At 27.4% G+C, this 24,380-nt stretch carries 18 protein-coding genes; 1 reads left to right on the forward strand and 17 read right to left on the reverse strand.

All coding sequences use genetic code 11. The features are described from left to right. Nucleotides 1–2: 2 nt before the first annotated feature. The 16 genes from Q3223_RS05680 to Q3223_RS05755 all read right to left on the reverse strand — a co-directional run bounded on the left by Q3223_RS05680 (nt 3) and on the right by Q3223_RS05755 (nt 21,501). The gene (locus Q3223_RS05680) at nt 3–3,434 is read right to left on the reverse strand and encodes a PAS domain-containing protein (protein ID WP_284181922.1); all 3,432 of its coding nucleotides are present in this window, start codon (nt 3,432–3,434) and stop codon (nt 3–5) included. A 32-nt stretch (nt 3,435–3,466) separates the two neighbouring features. Next, nucleotides 3,467–5,644, reverse strand: coding sequence for an EAL domain-containing protein (locus Q3223_RS05685; RefSeq protein WP_231300870.1), 2,178 nt, complete (start codon nt 5,642–5,644; stop codon nt 3,467–3,469). A 261-nt stretch (nt 5,645–5,905) separates the two neighbouring features. Further along, complete coding sequence (locus Q3223_RS05690; RefSeq protein WP_407811755.1) at nt 5,906–6,745, reverse strand: prephenate dehydrogenase; 840 nt, start codon at nt 6,743–6,745, stop codon at nt 5,906–5,908. A gap of 20 nt (nt 6,746–6,765) precedes the next feature. Further along, nucleotides 6,766–7,299: a shikimate kinase gene (locus Q3223_RS05695; protein WP_074178148.1), complete on the reverse strand. Its 534-nt coding sequence runs from the start codon at nt 7,297–7,299 to the stop codon at nt 6,766–6,768. Nucleotides 7,300–7,310: 11 nt separating this feature from the next. After that, complete coding sequence (gene aroE, locus Q3223_RS05700) at nt 7,311–8,120, reverse strand: shikimate dehydrogenase (RefSeq protein ID WP_219674020.1); 810 nt, start codon at nt 8,118–8,120, stop codon at nt 7,311–7,313. Between the two features lie 46 nt (nt 8,121–8,166). Next, entirely contained in the window at nt 8,167–9,363 is a 1,197-nt protein-coding gene (gene pheA, locus Q3223_RS05705) for a prephenate dehydratase (RefSeq protein ID WP_074178147.1), read from the reverse strand. A gap of 2 nt (nt 9,364–9,365) precedes the next feature. Further along, complete coding sequence (aroC, locus tag Q3223_RS05710) at nt 9,366–10,445, reverse strand: chorismate synthase (RefSeq protein WP_407811756.1); 1,080 nt, start codon at nt 10,443–10,445, stop codon at nt 9,366–9,368. Continuing rightward, the gene (gene aroA / locus Q3223_RS05715; protein ID WP_227832127.1) at nt 10,423–11,736 is read right to left on the reverse strand and encodes a 3-phosphoshikimate 1-carboxyvinyltransferase; all 1,314 of its coding nucleotides are present in this window, start codon (nt 11,734–11,736) and stop codon (nt 10,423–10,425) included. The genes aroC and aroA overlap by 23 nt, the downstream gene beginning before the upstream one ends. Further along, the gene (gene aroB, locus Q3223_RS05720) at nt 11,736–12,800 is read right to left on the reverse strand and encodes a 3-dehydroquinate synthase (protein ID WP_227832128.1); all 1,065 of its coding nucleotides are present in this window, start codon (nt 12,798–12,800) and stop codon (nt 11,736–11,738) included. The genes aroA and aroB overlap by 1 nt, the downstream gene beginning before the upstream one ends. Before the next feature lie 21 nt (nt 12,801–12,821). Beyond that, nucleotides 12,822–13,835: a 3-deoxy-7-phosphoheptulonate synthase gene (gene aroF, locus Q3223_RS05725; protein ID WP_227832129.1), complete on the reverse strand. Its 1,014-nt coding sequence runs from the start codon at nt 13,833–13,835 to the stop codon at nt 12,822–12,824. Between the two features lie 461 nt (nt 13,836–14,296). Then, nucleotides 14,297–15,253, reverse strand: a complete 957-nt coding sequence (locus Q3223_RS05730) for a CorA family divalent cation transporter (protein WP_074178143.1) — start codon at nt 15,251–15,253, stop codon at nt 14,297–14,299. A gap of 354 nt (nt 15,254–15,607) precedes the next feature. Then, a complete protein-coding gene (locus Q3223_RS05735; protein WP_074178142.1) occupies nt 15,608–16,306 on the reverse strand; it encodes a response regulator in 699 nt (232 codons plus the stop codon). A 34-nt stretch (nt 16,307–16,340) separates the two neighbouring features. Next, nucleotides 16,341–19,043 carry a sensor histidine kinase KdpD gene (locus Q3223_RS05740; RefSeq protein ID WP_074178141.1) on the reverse strand — a complete coding sequence of 901 codons (2,703 nt, stop codon included), beginning with the start codon at nt 19,041–19,043 and terminating at the stop codon, nt 16,341–16,343. A 274-nt stretch (nt 19,044–19,317) separates the two neighbouring features. Next, a complete protein-coding gene (locus Q3223_RS05745) occupies nt 19,318–19,989 on the reverse strand; it encodes a DUF4097 family beta strand repeat-containing protein (RefSeq protein WP_231300872.1) in 672 nt (223 codons plus the stop codon). A 14-nt stretch (nt 19,990–20,003) separates the two neighbouring features. Continuing rightward, complete coding sequence (locus Q3223_RS05750) at nt 20,004–20,657, reverse strand: hypothetical protein (protein WP_407811757.1); 654 nt, start codon at nt 20,655–20,657, stop codon at nt 20,004–20,006. 1 nt (nt 20,658) lies between these two features. Further along, on the reverse strand, nt 20,659–21,501 hold the full coding sequence (locus tag Q3223_RS05755; protein WP_231300874.1) for an ABC transporter ATP-binding protein: 843 nt from the start codon (nt 21,499–21,501) through the stop codon (nt 20,659–20,661). Nucleotides 21,502–21,611: 110 nt separating this feature from the next. Between Q3223_RS05755 and Q3223_RS05760 the strand changes: the two genes are divergently transcribed. Continuing rightward, the gene (locus Q3223_RS05760; RefSeq protein WP_231300875.1) at nt 21,612–22,394 is read left to right on the forward strand and encodes a MerR family transcriptional regulator; all 783 of its coding nucleotides are present in this window, start codon (nt 21,612–21,614) and stop codon (nt 22,392–22,394) included. 153 nt (nt 22,395–22,547) lie between these two features. Here Q3223_RS05760 and ftsH read toward each other — a convergent pair whose 3' ends face one another. Continuing rightward, entirely contained in the window at nt 22,548–24,365 is a 1,818-nt protein-coding gene (gene ftsH, locus Q3223_RS05765; protein ID WP_054270303.1) for an ATP-dependent zinc metalloprotease FtsH, read from the reverse strand. Nucleotides 24,366–24,380: the final 15 nt, after the last annotated feature.

Below are 24,380 nucleotides of genomic sequence, written 5' to 3' on the forward strand. Positions count from 1 at the left end.
TTTTATTTATTTTTGTACAAAGAAATATCTATACACTCTAAGAGACAGTTATATTCTCCGTCTATCCAATTAATCCAACTTGCTATACTTACATTTGTACCAAATGTATTTGTCTCCATATTGAATTTCGAGTGTTTATTTTCTTCCAATCCATTAAGAGGACAATTATCACAAGGTTTATTAGATTTTAATAATGATTTATAACAAGTCTCACCTAGTTTTATTTCTAAATCTAGACTTGATACCTTATTATTGATAAAGAGAAGTTCATAAGTATTTGGATTTACTATATATATATAATTATCAATGGAATCAAGGACTTCCTTAAGTACAGGTTTAGATTTTTCATATTTATTTACTTTTTCTATACTCTCGTAATCTATATTACCAACTTCATTTTGATAGACATAATCATTGTAAAGTGCATATTTATCTTTACCTTTACTTTTTGCATAATAAAGTGCTATATCTGCTTTTTGATAAAGGTCTTCAAATATAGTTCCATGTTCTGGAACAAATGAAATTCCAACTGTACCTGATATTTTATATGTCTTTTTGTTTTCAGTATAAGAGTTTCTAAATATATCGCATATTTTTTCAGCTTTCTTTTTAGCATTACCAAAAGATTGAATATTCTTTAAGAATACTATAAATTCATCTCCACCAATACGACCCACTATATCATCTTTTCTAAATATAGGTTTTAGATGTTTAGAAACCTCAAATAATACTTTATCTCCAAATACATGTCCTAAATTATCATTTACAGATTTAAAATTATCTATATCAACAATTAAAAATGCATGTATTCCTAAGCTTGACTCTTCAGAGTCTAAGAAATCATTGATTAGTTTTTCCGTAGTCCCTTTGTTATATAATCCTGTAAGGGTATCTCTTTCTGCTTTTATTTTTAATCTAATTTCTTCATTCTTCTGTTTATCAATATCTTTAACATAAGCAAGAGCTTTTATATCATTCGTAATAGAGTCTTTTATCAGGTGCATCGTGCAAATAACCCAAATCATTTTATTTTCTTGATTCATTCTTCGATATTCTAATTTTATTTCACTTATATTATTCTTGTGTGCAGTTAACAAATTCTTACACAAAAATGTATTTAAAAATACATCTTTATCATCTTTATAGATAATATTCTTTGCTATATTTTTTACCATCTCTGAGTAGTTATTGTTAGGCTTAATTCCGAATTCTTTATACCAATTTTCATTTCCTCTTATAAAAGTATCTTTTGATACATTTATCTCATAAGTTATCATTGCTTCCGATAATATAGCTGAATGATATTTACCTTCTTGATTATATCTTATTTCTGCCTCTTTTTGTTCGCTTATATCTTCCTGTATACCAATTGCTCTTACAGGTTTCCCATCTTCATCAAAAACTGTGGTCAAAGTAACCTTATTCCATACGTAACTTTTATCTGGAAGTTTTATCTTAATTATACAATTTGCTATCTTTGCTCCATTCATTATTTTCTCGTACATATTTATAAAATCATCACTAAAATCTTTATGAATTATTCCTGATTCTACTAAAGAATATGGAACATTTTCAGTAATATTAGGAATGTTGTACTTATCAAGTTCTTTATTAGTATTTAAAAGTGATTTTGTTTCTATATCATATTCAAATATAGTGTTTGATGTTTGTCTTAATGCAATTCTAACTCTTTCTTCATTGATTTTAAGTTTTTGCTCTACATTTTTCAAATCAGTTATATCAGTCAGAATCCAAATACCTTTTTTACTTCCATCGCTATCAACAATTAGTCTTCCTTTTACAGAAACCCAGATAATATTACCATCTCGTCTTATTATTCTATGTTCATATTCAGCTATACCTTTTTTATCTAACTGATGCTTTATACTTTTAAGAGTCTTTTTTCTATCATCGTAAAAAACGAGAGTACATGCCTTGTATTGAAGTTCTTCTTCTAGTTGTTTGCGAGTATATCCAATCATTGAAAGATAACCAGCATTAGTGTATTGTATAGTAAAATCTTCATTAAAGTCTGTTATAAGTATGCCACCTAAAATATTTTCTGATACCATTTCAAGTTCTAGATTTTTTTGTTCCATTTCTTTTTCTAATTGTTTCGTTTTTGTAATGTCTACTGTTACACAACAAAGATACTCTTTACCATCAGGTTCTGTTATAATTTCTCCTTTATTTAAAACCCACACTACATCACAATTTTTTGTTATAACTCTGTATTCTAGCTCAATAGTTTTGTTTTTGTGAAGCTGTTCAGAAATCTCCTCTTTTATTCTTTTTACATCGTCTTTATGTATTAGATTATAAAAGTCATTATTAAATATGGTTTCTATTTCTTCTCTTGTATAACCAAACAAATCTATAAATCCATCACTTAAAAAATTAAATTCATACCTTTCTCCAATCGTACATTTTTGTACTCCTCCAGGAATGCTATTTGTAATAGATGATATTTCTTTGTTTGTTTTTAATATATGTCTTTGAGATTTATTATTTTTATAAAAGATGTATATTATAAGTATAATAAATAATAAGAATACTTTAAAAATTAGAGAAAATGCTAATTGATTTATTTTATCAATATTTTTTCTTACAGTATATTGTGGTATAACAGAAAGCACATACCAATCATTTACACCAATTGGTGTATAAGTGGCATACCTATTCTCTCCTTTATATTCATATGATGTAAAACCACTTTTGTTATTCTTTGTGTCCTCGTATATTTTTTTATAGCTATAACCTTCATCAAAAGAGGCATTTTTAAATATATCATATATATTACTACTGGATTTAATAAGATTATTTGTATGTGAAGATTTTAAAACAAATCGTCCACTAGATTCAAATATATGTATATATCCATCACTATTAAAACTCGTTATATCTATAAGTTCAGCTAGTTTATCATTGTAGTAAGAACCATACAAAATACCAACTACTTTATTGTTTTTAAGCACAGGTGTAGCTATAACAAAAGTATCTTTCCCATCAACTGGAGATTTTAAAATTTCAGATATATTACTTTCTCCTCTAATTGCTTTCTTAAAATATTCATAATTTGATACATCAATAGTTTTTCCATCACTAGTATGACTTATCCCCTTAGGAGATACAATAGATATTCTTTGAAAATCAGATTCCTTTGCTATTCTAGATAACAATGGAATTATTTCTTGATTATCTATAGTATCAAAATATGAAACCATATTTGATACACTTTTAATGAATGATAATGAACTATCCAATTTTATTTTTATAGCATTAGAACTTTGAAGAGATATCTCTTTTAAATTAACTTTATTATTTTCTTCTTCTTGAACATTAGTTTTAAATGCAAAGTCAGAAAATGAAATTATTGTAAATAAAAATATTAAAACAATACTCAATATGCTCTTTAAAGATTTTGCTCTTATCATTTATTTACCACCTCCCATTTAAGATTTATTGACTATATTTTATAGACTAATTTTTCAAATTCTTTAACTGGTAATGGTTTTGAAAAATAATACCCTTGAACAATATCACAATTTGCTTCTTTTAACATTTTTATTTGACTTTTAGTTTCTATTCCTTCTGCAACGACACTTATTCCTAATTGTTTGATGAGAGAAACTATGCTTTTTATAACAATTTGACTCTTATCAACATCTTTATCATCTATAAAAAATCCTCTATCTAATTTTATTACATTTAATGGTATATTTTTAAGCATATTTACAGAGGAATATCCTGAACCAAAGTCATCCATTGAAATTATAAAACCAATATCTTGTAAATTCCTACTTACATCAAATAGAATATCAGTATCTCCAAACATACTAGATTCAGTAATTTCAATTTCTATTAAACTATATGGTATTTTATATTTATCACATACATCTACTATCTTTGAAATAAAATCTTTTTTTAAAAAATCAACTCTTGAGAAATTTACAGATATGGGCAATGGTGAAATACCTTTATCAAATAAAAACCTAATTTCTTTACAAGCTTGTTCTAATATATACATATCGATTTTTCTAATAAATCCATTTTTTTCAAATATAGGGATGAAATCTCCTGGATATATTACTTCATTTTCTGTATATTGCCATCTTACTAAGGCTTCACTTCCACAAAATTTATCTAATCTAATATTATATTTTGGTTGTAAATACATTACAAATTGACCATTTTCAAGTGCATATTCCATTTCTTTTTCTATCTTATCTTCAAGTAATAGTTTATCTCTTAATTTATCATTAAAAAAAGCAAAGTTCACATCACTATTATTTTTTATTGAAGATTTTGCAAGTGAAGCTCTATCACTATATACACTTGCAGTTAGAGTTTTATCTTTAATTTCATAAATTCCAAAAGATAAGTTTACAAGTTCATTATTTGCCATAATCTTTTTGATGATATTTACTATATCTTCTTTTTCATCATATGTTAATAATATATTAAAGTTATCAGCACTTACACGAGCAAAAGTTTCATTATTATTGGTTAGTTCATCTAAAGTACTAGCTATATTTTTTAAAATTAAATTTCCCTTTTTATGACCATATATATCATTAATCGCTTTAAATTTATCTATATCAAATATAACCATTGCATATTTATTATTTTGTGAAGATTTTTTCAATAAATTTATAACATCCAATTCAAATTTTCTCCAATTTGAATAACCAGTTACAAAATCTGTATATGCTATCTTTTCTATAGTTTTTTGGCTTTTTGTCTTTGAATATAATATGTACATTATAATACCTAAAAATAAAAATGAAAGTATAATCCACCCAATAATTGTAACTATCATCAAATCATTCAGCTTTTTAGATACAACCATCTTTGGAACAAAGGATGCTATAAACCAATCATTAATTCCTAAAGATGTGTATGCCATGTAAAACTTTTTATCTGATTCTTCAACTTGCACTACACCTTGGTCTGACTTTTTCATATTTTTAAAAGTAAACCTTTTTTCAAAGTTAATTTGAGATAGGTTTGTAATATCTGAGTTTAAATTTTTATGATACGATGGAATAATTATATTACCATCACTATCACATATAAGTGAAAAACCTTCCCCATTAAATGTAGAAATTGATAAGAATTCAGATATAAACTCAACATCATAATCAGCTGCAATCACAGCAACAATTTTTCCTTTATTATATAAGGGTACAGCATATGTTTCAGTAAGTTTTCCAGTAGTTTTATCTATTAATGGTTTTGATATATTAGATTTACCTTTAACTGCAAGTTTAAAATAATCTCTATCTGAAAAATCTGTTCCAAAAATTGTTTCAGCATAACCTTTCCCGTTTGGTAAAATTAGACCAATATTATTATAATTACTGTCTTTGTTATAAGATTTTAGAATTTTTAAAGTTTTTTCTAAATTAAAGCTATCCTCTGTCTCTAAAAGTTTAGAAATGCTCTCTAATTTATCTAAATTACTTGTCAATTTACTATTTATTGCGATTTTACTTTCTGTACTAATTTCAGACAGATATTTTTGTGTTTCATATTCTAGTGCACTATCCATATTACTCACATAAAAAAAAGCAAATATACTAAAAAAGAATAGCACTATAAATGCGATTAACATATTTTTCAATATTGGCCTACTATTTTTCAAGTAGATACACCTCTCCCTCTTTAACAACTATAATTTAATTGATTCATTTTATTTTACTATTAATAACTCCTTTTTACAATTAAGTTTTATAATTTGTTAACAAAAACTAGTTTTTAAAATATTATTTATAAAGTAACAATATTTAAGGGTACAAATACATCAATAACATATTTAATTATATTAAATCCATAGATACTAATACAATTAAATATGCTATCGCCTATATTTATACCCATCGACATATAGCTTAAATAACAATCTTTATTTTTCTAGACTTTCTCTTCTTGTTGAAGATTTTTTAAAATATTCTATTAATTTATTTTTATCATTATTAAAAATAGCATCTTTTATCAAATTTACTTCTGACTCAAAATTTTCTATAGATTTTAGTAAATTATCTCTATTTCCTAAAAAAAGTTCACTCCATAAATCTTCATTCATATTTGCAATTCTAGTTAAGTCTCTATAACTGTCTCCAATAAATTTACCTGTATCTCTATCTTCTTCATCACTATTTATAAGAGCAACTGCCATAACATGAGGAAGTTGAGATGTAAAAGCTATAATCTCATCATGTTTCTGTGAAGTCAATTTTTTTACTCTTTTAAATCCTATCTCCAAAATTAAATTCTCGACCAATTCTAAATTTTTTATATTATTTCTACCAGTTGGAGTAATTATATAATTTGCTTCTTTAAAAACCTGTTCACTTGCAAAATCAATTCCCTTCTTTTCTCTTCCTGCCATGGGATGCCCAAATATAAAATCTATGTCATCTGGAATTATTTTTAATACATCATTGATAAGTGCTTCTTTTATTCCTGTAGTATCAGTGATTATAGTTCCTTTTTTAAAGAATTGCTTATTATTATTTAAAAAATCTACAATTAATCTAGGATATATAGATAATATAATTAAATCAGTTTCCTTAAATAGCTCTTTACCTGTAGTACTTCCTTTTTTTATGATTTTTGATTCTTCTGCTTTCTTTAAAGTTTCTAAATCTACATCCACTCCAAATACATTTTCATATCCTGCTTTTTTTAGTGCTTTAGCAAAAGAACCTCCTATAACTCCTAGCCCCACAATAACAATATTCATTATCTTCATTTCCCCCTAGATTATTTTTCTTTAAACTCAAATTTAAAATTATCACTGATTGCATTCGTAATATTATATATAGCATTACTTAATGACTTATCATTTAAAATCTCAATATCTGAAAACTTTTTATAAAGACTTATTCTCTCATCATAAAGATTGTACAATCTATCTTTGCCATTCTTTAATAAAGGTCTTGAATTAATATTTATATCTTCTAAAATTTTTTGTACAGGTCTATCAATAAAAATAACTATACCTGTTTCTTTTAATATCTCCATATTGGCATCTTTTTTTATTACACCACCACCAGTAGATACCACTGTTTTATCACTAATAGAAAGTTCTTTGCATGCTTGAGTTTCATAGTCTCTAAAAACATCTTCTCCTTCTGAGAACAACTCTGCTATACTTTTTTGTGATATTTCACTTATATAATCATCCATATCACAGAAACTACAATTATATTCTTGAGCTAGAAGTTTACCAATTGTAGTTTTTCCACTTCCTGGCATACCTATTAATATTAATTTTTCTTTTGGTTTATTTATCATAATAATCCCCCTTACAAAAACTCTAATTTTAATTCATTATATATAACATCTAAAATATCATTATTTATTTTTCTATTCTGCCAAATTTCCTGAGACTTTATTGCTTGACCTACCAACATATATAAACCATCACAAGTTTTCTTACCCATATCATTACCAATTCTCAAAAACTCCGTTTCTCCAGGATTATAAATTAAATCCACTAAAGTATCAAAATTTTGTATAATTGATTTTGGTACTGGTGATATTCCAACATTAGGATACATTCCTACTGGTGTAGCATTTATCATTATATCTCCTTTTATAAATTGAAGTTCTTCATAGTCTATTAATATAGCTTTATCATTTAATAATTTTTTATTATCCTTTTTTCTAGTTGAAACATAAACTTTATCTACTCCAGAATCAAGGAGATATGTAAGAGCAGCTTTAGATGCTCCACCAGTTCCTAATATAACAGCGACTTTTCCTTGAACATTAATATTGGCCATTTTAAACATACTATCAAGCCCAAAGTAATCTGTATTATAACCATATAATATATTTTCTTTAAGTAAAATTGTATTAACTGCTCCTATTCGTTTTGCTTCTGGTGATATGAAATCTAAATATTTCATAATGCGTTCCTTATATGGCACAGTGACATTTACTCCTTGTATCCCTAATAATTTTATAGCACTCTCTAACTTGGATATATCTTCTTTTGATATTTCAAAGTTTTTATATGCACTTTCAATATTTAGTATCTCAAATATTCTCTTATGGATATGAGGTGAAACACTATGAGAAAGCTTTTCACCTACTAGACCAAAAAAATTCATCTTTGCACCTCCTAATAATTAAAATTAAATAAAGAATTCTATTTTCCTATTCAATTTTATTCTTATATACACCTATAAATTTAAAATATGCTGTATTATGTTCTATTAATTCTAATAAATTGTACACTCTTGGATTATAAAGAGAGCATTCAAAATCTATATAAAAGAAATATCTCCATGAAGCATCCTTCATAGGTCTTGATTCTATTTTTGTCATATTTATATTATTTTCAGCAAAGTACCCAAGTACTTTATATAGTTTTCCTGCTTCATGTTCAACAGAAAATACTATGCTCATTTTATTTGATTCTTCATCAATGTGTATCTGATTGCTGATTACCACGAATCTAGTGTAATTATTCGTAATATCATTTATACAAGGGCTTATTATTTCTAGTTCATAAATATTTGCAGCTTTTTTACTTGCAATTGCCGCTTTTGTTTTGTCTTGAAGTCTTTTTACAAGTTCAGCACTTGTTGCTGTATTATTAAATGGTATCAGCTTCCAATTACTATTCTGTTTTAAAAACTCACTACTTTGCCCTATCCCTTGTGGATGAGAGTATATTTCTTTTATATCTTCAAGTTTTGTACCTTTTATTCCAATTAAATTTTGGTCTATTTTTATACATTCTTCTCCAACTATATAGAAACCATATTTTCTTAAAAGGTCATAAGTTTCAGAAATGGCTCCTGTAGATGAATTTTCTATAGGTATTATTCCATAATCTATTTCTTTATTTTTAAGTGCTACGAAAACATCTTCAAATTCTTTAAATTGTTTTTTGGATATTTTTTTGTTGAAGAATTTATTTAAGGCTTCTTCTGTAAATGAGCCTGATATACCAGGAAATCCTACTAGGATATTTTTTTTATTAATTTCATATTTTAAAGTTTTATATTTATTTATGTTTGACAAATCAAATTTCTCATTTGATGAATTTAGATTACATTCAGATTTTTCTTCTTTATCGTCATCCATTATTCTCTTTTGTAATCCCCTACTAATTTCCATTATAGAATTAAAAAACTGTATCGTTTCTTGAGAATACCCTTTATTATCCAAATTATCTACAGCTTTACTTAGTACCTTTTCTTCTCTATCTTTTTGAAATATAGTAGTGTTATTTTTCATTTTATGTTTAGCAATCTCAAGAACTGTATTCATTCTCTTTTCAAATAATTGAATAAGCTCTTTATCTATGTCATCAATTTCATTTCTATATCTTGTTAAATCCTCCATTATTATCGTCCTTTCACCAAATCAAAAATTCCAATAGCCGTTACTGCTTCTATTACAGGTACTGCTCTTTGAACTATACAAGGGTCATGTCTACCTTTAATAGATAAAATATCATCTTTTTTATCTTTTATATTAATTGTGTTCTGCTGAACACTAATCGATGGTGTTGGTTTTACTGCAACTTTGAAAATTATTGGCATTCCAGTTGTAATACCTCCAATAATTCCACCATTATTATTTGTTTTACTCCTAACTTGATTACCTTCATAATACATCTCATCATTACTTTGAGAACCATACATATCTGTAAGTCCAAAACCCAAACCAAACTCTACACCTTTTATAGATGGAACAGAAAACAATAAATGTGATAGAGTAGATTCAACAGAATCAAAAAATGGATTCCCAATGCCTACATTAATTCCCACTACTGCACATTCAATTATTCCACCAACTGAATCTCCTTGATATTTTGCATCTATAATAGTATCTCTCATAGTGTCTTCCTTTGATAAATCAAGTAAAGGTAACTCTAAAGTTTGTAAATTTGTTAATTGTTGTTTTGATATATCTGCATAATCAAAGCTAATATCTTCTATATCTTTAATTTTTTTTATATGTGCTCCTATTTCTATTCCTTTTTGTGATAGAATTTGTTTACATATAGCACCACAAAATACTAATGGAGCTGTTATCCTCCCTGAAAAGTGACCTCCGCCTCTGTAGTCATTAAATCCAGAATATCTTACATGCCCTGTATAATCTGCATGTCCTGGTCTCATTAAATTTTTAAGTTCCCCATAATCCTTTGAACGAGTATCATTATTTCTTATGATTGCACATAGTGGAGTTCCTGTAGTTTTACCATCAAAGTATCCACTTAGAATTTCTGGTATATCACTTTCATTTCTTGAGGTAGATATAGAATTTTTTCCAGGTGCCCTTCTCTTCATTTCTTTATCAATCTTATCAAAGTCAAGTTCAATTCCAGAAGGAAGACCATCTATATTTATACCTATAGCATTTCCATGAGATTCTCCAAAAATTGAGATTTTCAAATTATTTCCCCATATTCCACTCATCAATTCGCCCTCCTAACATCTCAAAATCTTTAAAAAAATGTGGATAAGATTTAGATACACACTCAAAATCTTTTAATACTATCGGTTTGTCACATCTACAAGAAGCTATTGCAAGTGTCATTGCAATTCTATGGTCTTTATGACTCCATACTTCTACTCCACCATTTAGCTTACTTACCCCATCAATTATTAAACTATCTTCTTTTTCCTCTATATTTGCTCCAAGTTTACTCAACTCAACATTTATTGCATGAAGTCTATCACATTCTTTAATTCTAAGCCTTCCAGCATTTATTATTGTAGTTCTTCCTCTACTTAAAGCTGCTACTACTGACAAAACTGGTATTATATCTGGACACTGAGATGCATCTATTAGAGTACTATTTAAACAATTAACTATACCTTTTATTTTTTCATCTTCTCTTAAAATATCCATACCCATTCTAGATAAAATATCAATAACTTCACTATCACCTTGAAGAGAATCTTCTTTAAGGTCTAGTATATTAATTTCTCCTCCAATAGCATCTGCTGATAAATAAAATGCACCTTGAGAATAGTCACCTTCCACTTTATAATCTCTAGCTTTATACATTTGATTTCCTTTTATAATAAATTCTTTATAATTATTGTTTACAATCTCTATTCCAAAATCTCTCATAGTTGAAAGAGTTAAATCTAAGTATCCTTTGGATTCTAGCTCAGTTGTAATTATTATTTTTGAATCATTGTCTAATGTTGGTAAAATAAATAATAAACCTGTTATAAACTGAGAACTTATATTTCCTTTTACTTTAAATTCATCTGGTTTAAGTTTTCCTGATATTACTAAATCCAGTTGATTTTCCTTATAGCTATATTCTATATTTTGTCTATCAAAAATTTCATAATAAGTATCAAGTGGTCTTTTCCCAAGATTCCCTCTACCTACAAATCTTTTTATTCCATCAAATGCTAGTGATATAGGTACTAAAAATCTTAAAGTAGAACCTGATTCATTGCAATCTATTGTCAATTTAGATTGATTTAATTGATTTTCTTTATTCAAAACTGCTTCTTTAGAAAAAATACCCGTAATTTCTAAAATATCTTCCTTCTTTTCTATAATAGCTCCAAGTGATGTCATTGCTCTTATAGTAGCTATAATATCATCAGAAAAATCTATATTAGAAATTCTACTTTTTCCATCACTTAAAGATGAACAAATAACTACTCTATGTGCCATACTTTTGGATGGTGGGATTTTTACATCTCCAGACAATCTACTTGGATATATTTTTAAACTTCCCATCATTTTACCTCCTGAAAAAATTTAGAAGTAGTATTATATATAATACTCTCTCCAATGTTCTTTAAAAGTATTATTTTTAATGTATCACCTAGATTCTTTTTATCAAGAGATATTGCATCTATTATAGACTTATTATCTCTTAATTCAATTTCATAAGGCAAATCATAATTTATTAAAATTGATTTTATAAGCTCTGATGTACCCTCATTTGTGATTCCTTTTTTTTCACTTTCTAAAGTTATCTTATACATCCCTATGCCAACAGCTTCTCCATGAGTATAGCCAGAAAAATTGTAATATGTCTCAATAGCGTGACCTAATGTATGCCCAAAATTTAGAAGCATTCTATCTCCGAAGTCTCTTTCATCAGCTTCAACCACTGTTTTTTTAATAAAGCAACATTTGTGTATAATGTATTCTATATGTTGCATTACTTCTTCCCTATTTTTTAAACTTAAAAGCTTATCAAAAAAAGTTTTGTCTTTTATACATCCATATTTTATAACTTCAGCCATTCCATCTCTATAAAATTTTTCAGGAAGTGACAACAGTACATTTGGGTCGATAAACACAGCTTTAGGTTGATAAAAGCTTCCTACCAAATTTTTTCCTCTTTCAAGGTCAACTCCAACTTTTCCACCCACAGAACTATCAACTTGTGCTAACAAAGATGTTGGAATTTGAATGAAATTTACACCTCTTAGAAAAGTTGCTGCTACAAATCCACCTAAATCTCCTATTACCCCTCCTCCTAAAGTAATAATCAAATCTTTTCTAGTCAACTTAAAGTCGAGTAAACTATCATATATTTTAGGAAGAGTATTAAATGACTTTGTTTCTTCACCAGCTTTTAATATTATAGCTTTAGTTTCAAATCCAGATTCATTTAAATTATTTTTTACTTCACTTAAATATAATTTCGCTATATTTTCATCAGTTACAATAAAAATCTTATTTCCAGAATATATTTTTTTTATTTCTTTACCTATATCTTTTAATATATTTTTTTTAATAAATATGTTATAGCTATTTTCTTTTAAATTTACTAATAATTTTTCTTCCACACTTAACCATCCTTTTATAGATTATATTTCTCTTCCAACTGCTAATGCGACAGTCTTTAATTCACTTATTAATTCATCATATTCATTTGGTCTAATTGATTGTTTGCCATCACAAAGTGCATGGGCTGGGTCATTATGAACTTCTATTATAAGCCCATCTGCTCCAACTGCAATTGCTGCTTTAGATAGAGAGTCTACCATCCATGATTTTCCTGCTGCATGACTTGGGTCAACTATTACTGGTAAATGACTAAGCTTCTTTACAGCTAAAATTGCACTTAAATCCAAAGTATTTCTAGTATATGTTTCGAAAGTTCTTATACCTCTTTCACAAAGTACTACCTTTTCATTTCCTCCAGCCATTATATACTCAGCTGACATTAACCACTCTTCAATTGTAGCAGATAATCCTCTTTTTAAAAGTATTGTTTTATGTGTTTTTCCTAATTCTTTTAATAAATCGAAGTTTTGCATGTTTCTAGCTCCAACTTGAATTACATCTACATTTTCTTCAAATATATCTATATCTTGTGTTGACATTATTTCTGTAACTATAGGAAGCCCTGTTTTTTCTTTTGCTTTCTTTAATAAATCTAATCCATCGTATCTTAATCCCTGGAAAGCGTATGGTGATGTTCTTGGTTTGAATGCTCCTCCTCTTAAGAATCCTGCTCCTGATTTTTTTACATCTTCAGCGATAGATACTATTTGTTCTTCTGTTTCAACAGAACAAGGTCCAGCTATCATAGCAATTTTTTTTGAACCAATTTCCATCCCATTAACATTTATTATAGAAGGTTCTGGATGAAACTTTCTGTTTGCCTTTTTAAAAGGCTCTACTACATGCATAACTTTTTCAACTATTTTATTTGCCTCTATTCTTTTAGCATCTATTTTACTAGTGTCTCCAACTAAACCTAAAACAGTTAGTTCTGTCCCATCTATAGGATTAACTTCTACTCCTTCTCTTCCAATAGCTTCTATTAACTTCTTAACTTCACTTTTATCTGCTCCCATTTTTAATACTACTATCATTTTTACTACCTCCCAATATTATAGTTTTATATTTAAAATAAAAAAGAGAACTCACTAATGAGTTCTCTAAAATAATCTATTAAGCATTAAATCTTATATAAATATACAAAACAACAATTTTTATAAAATTTACTTATGCTCAAAATCATTAAAACAAGGCCTCACCAGAAAGGAATTGCATGTATTTTTGTAAAAGAAATAGCCAGCGCTAAAATAAAAGCCCCAGAACATAAAGTAATAAAAGCTATAAAGTTTTGCTGTTAGTTCTTTTAATATTCCTTTCATAGTATTCTCCTCCATTTTTATAATTTATTATTCTTCTTGTTTAATAATTATAACAAAGAAAATATAATTGTCAATATTTTCTATAAATATTTTCAATTTAAAATATTTTTTCATTTTCTTAAATTAGTTTCTTAATTGCTGTATTTTTACAAAATCATTTAAAAATCATCTGCTCTTTACAATAGTTTTTTTATTTTAAATATTACAATTCCAACAAAAATTATACATAGCATAAAGAATAAAGTTGCTGGATATCCATAGACCCAATTTAATTCTGGCATGTATCTAAAGTTCATTCCATATATACCAGTTATAATTGTAAGTGGTGCAGATATAGCTGTTAGTAAAGTTAATTTTGTAATTAGATGGTTTGTTCTTTCACCTACTCTAGAAGAGTATATATCTAATAGTTTATCAGCTAATTCTCGTGTTGATAATGCAAAATTATATAATTTATCAATTCCAAAATCTATACCTTGAAAATTTTCAAGATTATATTTTTTTACATTGGAATACTTCAAATACCTTATATTTTCTTTTACTATTCTGTCACCAATATATAAAAGAGGTCTCGTATTCTTAACTATAGTCCTTGTTAGACCCCTTACATCACTTATTCTAGATACATGATTTTTATGAATATTATCCATCATCTCATCTTCTATTTGAAGAATTAATTCTTCAACTTTTTCCAAAGACTCAAAACCATTTTTTATAACCTCTCTAAAAATTAAATAGTTTATTTTAAATAGATTTATAACTGGGTTTTTTTCAAGTTGAGAATTTTTAAAAATAATACTTTTTACAAATTCAAATAAAAAATGTTCCTCATTTACTACAACTAATATAAAATTATCTGATAAATACATATTTACTTCTTCTATAATAGCCTCTCCATCTCTTAATTCAAATGTATTTAAACTCAAAAAATCGTAATTATCAAATAAATCAAGTTTCGTTATTTCATCAAACTTAAGACAATCATTAAAAGTTATCTCATCTATATCCAAGATTTCTTTGAGCAATTTTAAATTTTTTGGAGCACTTAATATAAGATAAGAATTTTCTGCTGTATAAAATTTTTCACTAAAATCTTCAATAATTTCTCTTGTATTTAAATTCAGTATATACATACATCTACTCCTAAACTTCAATTTACATTTCAAAAACTTTCTATAATGATTATTGTAATTATTTTACACTATTTTAATAATTATTATTTAATATTTATGTTAAATTTATTATAAGACAAGGGTTAAATATTTTTATTGTTTAATTAAAATCTTTACCACAAATTATACCATGTATTTATTTTAAATCATATTTCGTATTATTAATACTAAAAAATTATTGATACTTAAAAAATAAAAAATAAAATGCATATACTAAACTAACAATAGCATATACACTTCATTCTTATTTTTAACTAAATTATATAATTATAATATACATTAAATATTCAATCTGATAATTAATATACATAACATCTATTCATCATTTAATCTATATCCTACACCAACCTCTGTAATTATATACCTTGGGTCAGCAGGTTGCTTTTCTATTTTCCTCCTTAATGTTGCCATAAAAACCCTTAAAGACTTAGTTTCATTTCCAATAATACTACCCCATATCTCTTTTATTATAAAATTATGAGTAAGTACTTTTCCATGATGTTTTGCAAGTAATGAAAGAATATTATATTCAATAGGTGTCAAATGGACTTCATTATCATCAACTATAACTCTTCTTTTATCAAAATCAATCAATAATTTATCTACTTCAAAAGTAGATTTAACTTCTTCTTTTTGTTGTAACTCTATCTGTGAATGTCTAAGTGCTACTCTAACTCTAGCCAATAATTCTACTATCGAAAATGGTTTTGTTAAATAATCATCCGCTCCTGCATCAAATACTTCTACCTTTTCTCTATCTTGTTCTCTTGCGGAAACTACAATTATTGGTATCTTTGAAAATTGTCTAATAGCTTTTATTACCTCTATTCCATCCATATCTTCTAACCCTAAATCCAAAAGAACGACATCTGGAGAATATGAAACAGCAATCGATATTCCTTCTTTACCAGTTATAGCTTCCTTGACATCGTAATCTTGTGTCAAAAGCGCAGTAGATATAAATTTTCTTATTGTCTTATCATCCTCTACTAATAATATAAGTTTTTTACTCATTTCTTCCTCCAAAAATAAATTTCAAAATTTGACATTATTCATTTTCCTTAGGCAAACTAAATTTAAAAGTTGAACCTTTATCTCTATTATTTTCTACCATAATTTCACCTTTATGAGCTTGAATTATTGATTTACAAATTGATAATCCAAGTCCAACACCTTTTCTAGAATCCTTAGAACCTTCTTCTCCTGTAAAAAATCTATCAAAAACATGCTTTTTCAATTCTTTTGATATACCAGGGCCATTGTCAGATACTTCAAACCAAACATAATCTTCTTCTTCATATACATTTATATTTATCTTACAATCTTCTTTTGAATATTTTAAAGAGTTATCTATCAAATTAATTAAAACTTGCTCTACCAATTTTGCATCCATAGGAACAAATAGTATTTGTTCTGGTATATTAATATCTATAATTGCATTCTCAATTCTTTTTTTAATTTTTTGCAATGCTTCTGAGATAACCTCTTCAACAAGTTCAGAATGTTTTTTAACTTCTAATTTTCCTTCATCTATTTTAGTCATGCTAAGTAAATTTTCAACAAGTCTAATTAACCATTGAGTATCTTCATATACACCACTAAGTAATTCATCTATTATATCTTGACCTATAGTACCTTTATTTTTTATAATCGTACTTACTGCTCCAGATATTCCTGCTAATGGAGTTCTAAGGTCATGGGAAACTGCTCTTAGAAGATTACTTCTTAATCTTTCTCTCTCTATTTCAAGATTGGTATTTTCTTTTGCTTCTGATAGAATTTCTCTGTCAAGAGCTATTGCCATTTGAGCTATTATTGTTTCAATTAAATTTATGTCTTCTGCATCTAATTTCGAATCAATACATGATATCCCAACAACCCCTAAAGTTAAATTCATACCTACTATTGGTATATAATACCCCTTTGAACCTGGAAGTGTATCTGTATCACTACCTGCCACTGTTGAATTGGATAAAACCCAACTTGCAACAGCTTTTTCATCGTCACTATCTAAATCATTTTTATCTTTGTTAGAAGCATTTTTTTTATATAACTTTGATTTTTTATGCTTATCTACACTTAAATAACAAACTACATCTCTACTCAAACTAAGAGATAAAAGCTCTATCCCCTTATTTACTATATCATCTTTATTTGATAACCTCAAAAATCCCTTTATTATTTGGTATATCATTTTTGTATTTTCTTCTCTTTTAGCAGCTGTTTCTGCTTCATGTTGTACCTTAGATGTAAGTGTACTAGTTATTATACCAACTATCGAAAATACAACTAATGTAACTATATAGTTTGAATCAGCTATTGATAATGTATATATTGGTGCTGTAAAAAAATAATTTAGCAGGATTATATTTAACACAGAACTCACTATACCTGTGCTATATCCTTTAGTCCACATTGAAACTAAAACTACTCCTAACATATATATTAGCAGTATATTTTCTCTTATAAATCCAAGACTTTGTACTACATATGCTAAGATACTTATCATTAAAGTAACAATCATAAGTTTGATAAAATCAACCTTACTAATTTTAAATTTTGATTTTATTGATAGTTTATCTTTTTTAGGTTTATATTTAACTTCTGAAGCAAATTTATAAGGTATTATATGTATATCTATATAATCCACTTCGTCTATTAATTTGTCAACTATATCTTTTTTAAATTTCTTATTAAGTTTTTTATTATTTGAATGATTTCTACCTATTACAATTTTTGTTACATTTCTAAGCTTTGCAATCCTAAGTATCTGTTCAATTACATCTTCACCATGTAAAACAATTATTTCACCACCTAATTTCTTGGCAAGTTTTAAATTGTTTTGTAATTGTTTTTGCTCTTGTAAAGGTAATCTTGCTGTATTTGGAGTTTCAACATATAAAGCTATCCATTTTGCAAATGTACTGTCTGATATTCTAGATGCAGTTCTAATGACTTTTGCAGAGGATGGAGAGGGGCTTATACATGCAAGCAATGTATCTGATGTAGGTATTACGCTTACATCACCTTTTGATAATCTAGTCATTTGTACTTCTTTATTTACTCGTTCTGCTGTTTTTCTAAGGGCAATCTCTCTAAGGGCAACTAAATTATCTTTTATAAAAAAATTATCTTTTGCTCTAATTGCTTGTTCTTTCTTATATATTTTACCTTCACTGAATCTTTCAAGAAGTACATCAGGTTCAACATCAATAAGTTCCAATTGTGTATTAGTATCTAAAAACTTATCTGGTATAGTTTCTTTAACTGATACATTTGTAATTATTTCAACAATGTCATTTAGACTTTCTAAGTGTTGAACATTTACAGTGGTATATACATTTATACCTGCTAACAATAATTCTTCTATATCTTGCCACCTTTTTGTATGTCTTAGCCCAGTGACATTAGAATGTGCAAACTCATCTACCAATATAACGTCTGGCTTTCTTGCCAAAGCAGCATCTAAATCAAATTCTTTTAGTTTTATAGATTTATATTCTATCTCCTTTACAGGAAGAATTTCTAATCCCTCAAGTAAAGCTAATGTCTCTGGTCTTGTGTGTGGTTCAATATATCCAACTACTACATCTACACCTACTTTTTTCAAATTTTGTGCAGATTCCAACATAGAATAAGTCTTCCCTACTCCTGCTGCATAGCCAAAAAATATTTTTAATTGACCTCTATTCAATTTATTTTCTTCATTTTTAATTTTTTCTAACAGTATATCAGGGTTTGGTCTGTCCATTAAACAACCTCCTTACACCTTTCATTATTATTATATTATCAATTTTGGCATAAAATTGTAGTTAAAATGTATTTTTAATGATTAAGATTATGTAAAGATTTAAATATGTACTATTAACTAAATAATAAAAATACTTAATAAATACAAGTAGCAAATAACTTTAGAGATTTCATATACACGATTCGGATTTTATACATAAAAAATAAAGCAAAACACTACAAATGAATGGTATGTGTTTTGCTTTATTTGCAGTTTTATTTTAATAGGTTTGGCTTTAATCGTTAATAAAGTCCAAAAGAATATCTCCATTATTTGTATAAGTTGTAAGTTTCTTTGAACCATTATGTTTATCATTAGGCAAATTACTTTTTCCCTTTTTTATATAGTTTGATATAAAAAAATCATCATAAGAACCTATTAGTGTTCCACCTATATTACCATTTTTCGTTTCAAGTTCTATAGAGTTTCTTGCATCAAGCTCTTTTAATTCAATATTTCCATTGCTAACCTTTATATCTACTGAACTTAAAAATGATAATTGTGATATTTCTATATCTCCATTAGATGTTTTTAAGTTTAGATTTTCTAAAGATTCATTGGGTATCCACATTTTTATTGTTCTGTTTTCTATTGAAGTCTTTCCACCTATATAATCACTCCAACCCTTATTAGTAATATATTTAATTGACAATCTATTTTTTTCGAATAAATCAATCATATAATACTCTTTTTCACTGTCATAATAAGAAATATGAATTTTTTTATCTGAAGATGGAAAAACCTCAATTTTTCTATCTTTTATGTCAACTTCTATATTATCTATATATAACATAGAGTATTGTTTTTTCTCATAAGTAGTATCTGTAGAAGAACACCCCACTAAAGTGCTTGATAATACAATTAATATACTTAAAAGACTAAATAATTTTTTAAAGTTTTTTTTCATTTGTAATCTCCTTGTTAAATAGCTTTCTTCTTCAATACAATCAAACAAAGATATGCTAATAGGAAACTACCTATTGAACAAATTCCAATATGTAACAGTGGATTGCTATTGAACATAATAAGCTTAAAAAACTCTACCAGTATGCCACGCAAATGCTGTATAGGAACAAATATACATATGATAGCTATAAGAGCGATGTCAGTTATCCATCCATACCAATAAGTTTGCATAGACAATAATAAATGTAAAAATATAGATACTAACAATAGGAAGGTAAATTGCTGGAAAAAAGCAAGAAATGGTCCATTTTGCCACCAACCACATAGTTCTAATAAATTTATTACTGTTTGAGTTTGATTAATCGGGTCTATTACAAGATGAATGAAAGTATTTATGAGAGATACTGCTAGAGCAGTAATAATATATGTTATCATACTTCCCCAAAAGTAATATTTTTTAGTTGCATTTAAATATATCAGCTTGCTGAAATTAAAATATACAATAAAAAATGGAACTATTAATATATAAAGATAAGTATAATTTCCACGGCTTATGGCTATTTTTGCAGCACTAGATGTACTGGATAATAATACTACTAAAATTGTAATAATAAATCCAATAAAGCTACTCGAAAAATTACGTTTTACAATTGTTAAAACTGGATTCATATTAAATTACCTCCTTTCTTCCAACCATATAAATAAAGAAATCTTGGAGAGACATTTCTTCTATATTAAGACTCTCAGAATTAATAGGTACGTCAAAAATGTGCCTTGTCAAAAAACCTCCAACTTGTTCATTTCCAATTATATTCAAATCTTTAGTAGCTTCTTCTACCTCTTGTTTTGGTCCACTTACACTATATGCTTTATCCTTAATAACTTGTAATGTATCAAAAAAGCATAATGCTCCTCTATCAATAATAATCAATTTTTGCATAACTTTTGCAATTTCATCTATTATATGAGTAGAAACAATAATAATTCTTGGTTTCCGAGAAAAACTTTCTGTTAATAAAGAGTAAAACTCTGCACGCATAATTGCATCAAAACCAAGTACTGGTTCATCTAAAAGAATTGCTGGTTTATTACTTGAAAGACAAATAATAGTAGAAACCATAGTTTTCATTCCCAATGAGAGTTTATTGAACTTTTTACTTCCATCCAATTCAAAGCGTTCCATCATCTCAATGGCAAATTGATTGTCAAAAGAAGGATTTAATTTTCCTGCAATTTTAATAAGTTTTTTTACAGGAAGATTAAAATGTTTTGCAAAGTTATCAATATAACTGACACTAGTATCCATTGTTGCTGTACTAATAAAACCTCCATTCACATAAATACTTCCACTAGAAATATTCTGATAACCTGCAATAGATTTTAAAAGTGTAGTTTTTCCTGCACCATTTCTTCCCAACAAGCAATATATTCCATCTGCTTGAATTGTACATGTAAAATCTCTTAAAACAACTGCTTCTTTGTATTTCTTCGTTACTTTTTTTAATTCTATCATAACTTGTTATCCTCTCTAATCTTTCTTTTTTATATCATTGTGACTTATGTCAACAGATGATATAATGTATTATAAACTTTTGTGTTACAAAAAAGTCAAGAGGTGAATGAATGAAAAATTACTTTTCGATTAAACAAGCTGCAGAAATTGTAGGTATGACTAGTGAATCACTACGTCACTATGACCGTATTGGTATTGTAAAACCTTGTTACAGAGATGAATCATCTGGTTATAGATATTATTCTGAACAAGAACTTGTAAAATTACAAACTATAGCATTACTTAAATCAATGGATTTTACATTAACAGAAATTGGAGACATATTACAACTTGATAACCTACACAAAGTTATTGAAGCTCTGAAACAAGCTGAAGAAAATGCAAATAAGAAAATAGCTTATCTCCAATATGCAAAAGAAAAAATTAAACGTGCTTACACAGATTATGAAAACAAATTAAATAATATTGATACTAAAAAAGATAATTTTTTTGTAATGCATATTCCCAAAAGAGTTATTCTTATTTCCAATAATATGGAACATGCCTCATTAAAAAACTTATGGAACTATCATGAACATTTCTATAATCAACTTGATACATCATTAGAATCGCAATTTTTATTTGAAGATATGGCTGGTATGATTACAACTCCAGAAAAATCTAGACTGTTTGCAATTTGTTTAAAGTATCCCTCTGTAGAAGAATTAACTATATTGCCAGAAGGTGATTACCTATGTGCAAACTGTACAGAAGAAAATAAAGATATAGTTTTAAGAGAATTATTACATAAATTAAAAACAGAATCTAATATATGCCCAAATGTAATTGTACACATCATATCTGTAACTGGAATTTTACAATGGAATTATCAAATACAGATATTGCTAAATTAAGATAGCTTATTCAAAACTTATACAATATAAAATAAAAACTAGTTATATTAAATAAGATTTTTCCATATTAAAAAGTGGTATAACAGTTATAAGTGCTATACCACTTTTTAGTAAATCTAAAATGATTTTATCCTAAATCATTAAATAATTATTTTATTGTAAATTAAGTATTTCCATAAACTCATCACCTGTAATAGTTTCTTTTTCTAATAAATATTCAGCAAGTTCATGAAGTTTTTCAATATTGTTTTCTAAAATTTCAGTTGCATTTTTATGGCAAGTTTTTATTATTCTAAATACTTCTTCATCAATTTTGGCAGCAGTGTCTGAAGAACAAGCAAGAGAAGTATCTCCTCCTAGATATTGATTACTTATTGTCTCTAGAGCAACCATATCAAACTCTTCACTCATACCAAGACGAGTAACCATAGCTCTTGCAATTTTTGTAGCTTGCTCTATATCATTTGAGGCTCCTGATGTACAAGTATTAAAAATAACCTCTTCAGCAGCACGACCTCCTGTAAATGTAGTTATTTTATCAATTGCTTCTTCTTTAGACATAAGTACACTCTCATCTTCTGCAACTTGCATAGTATAACCCAATGCACCTGAAGTTCTAGGTATTATAGTAATCTTATGGACAGGAGCAGAATGTTTTTGCATAGCAGCAACAAGTGCATGACCTATTTCATGATAAGCTATAATTTTCTTTTCCTTATCTGAAATTACAGCTCCTTTACGTTGATATCCAGCAATTACAGTTTCGACAGATTCATCAAAATCCTGTTGTTCTACTATATCTCTTCCTGATTTAACAGCTAAAAGTGCGGCTTCATTAACAATATTTGCAAGTTCTGCGCCTGAAGCACCTGATGTAGACCTCGCAACTGCATTATAATCTATATCTGAGCTTACATTTACATTTTGAGCATGCACCTTTAATATAGCTTCACGTCCTCCAAGGTCTGGAAGTTCAACTGGTATACGTCTATCAAATCTTCCTGGACGAAGTAATGCTTTATCAAGACTATCAGGTCTATTTGTAGCAGCAAGTATTACTACACCTATTCCACCATCAAAACCATCCATCTCACTTAACAACTGATTCAAAGTTTGTTCACGTTCATCATTTCCACCTAATCCACTTCCATTATCACGCTTTTTCCCAATAGTATCAATCTCATCTATAAAGACTATACATGGAGCTTTTTCTTTTGCTTGTTTAAATAAATCACGAATTCTAGATGCTCCCATTCCTACAAACATCTCAACAAATTCAGAACCAGATATTGAGAAAAATGGAACATCTGCTTCTCCTGCTACAGCTTTTGCAAGAAGTGTCTTTCCTGTACCTGGAGGCCCTACTAAAAGCGCACCTTTAGGCATTTGTGCTCCTATCTTCTTGTATTTTTCTGGATTGTGTAAGAAATCTACTATTTCACTTAAAGCTTCTTTTGCCTCATCTTGACCAGCAACATCATTAAATCTTTTTCCACTTTGAGCAGATACATACATTTTGGCATTGCTCTTTCCAAACTGCATACTGTTGCCACCCATTCGCTTTTGCATTGATTTCATCATTAAATTACCAAATAGCATAAGAATACCTATAGGTATTATCCATGTAAGTAAAATACTTAAAAGTGGTGAGTTTTCCTTAGGAATAACCTTATTAAACTCTACTTTCGCATTTTTCAATCTATCTACCAATTCTGGGTCATCCATTCTACCAGTTATGTATATATTCTTATCTTTACTACTAGATGGACTTATTGCTATTCTATTATTTTCTATCTCAACAGATTTTACTTTTCCTGTATCCAACATCGTAAGAAACTTTCCATAGTCAATCTCAACCATTTTTTTATCCATTAGACTTGGAAATATTAAAGCATTTAAAAACATTACTACTATTATTATTATTGTATAATAATAGAGACCAGACCTTTTCTGTGGTTTATGTTCATCCATAATTTTATTCTCCTT

This window comes from Clostridioides sp. GD02367 (genome assembly GCF_045900275.1).
GTDB classification, from domain to species: Bacteria; Bacillota; Clostridia; order Peptostreptococcales; family Peptostreptococcaceae; genus Clostridioides; species Clostridioides difficile_A.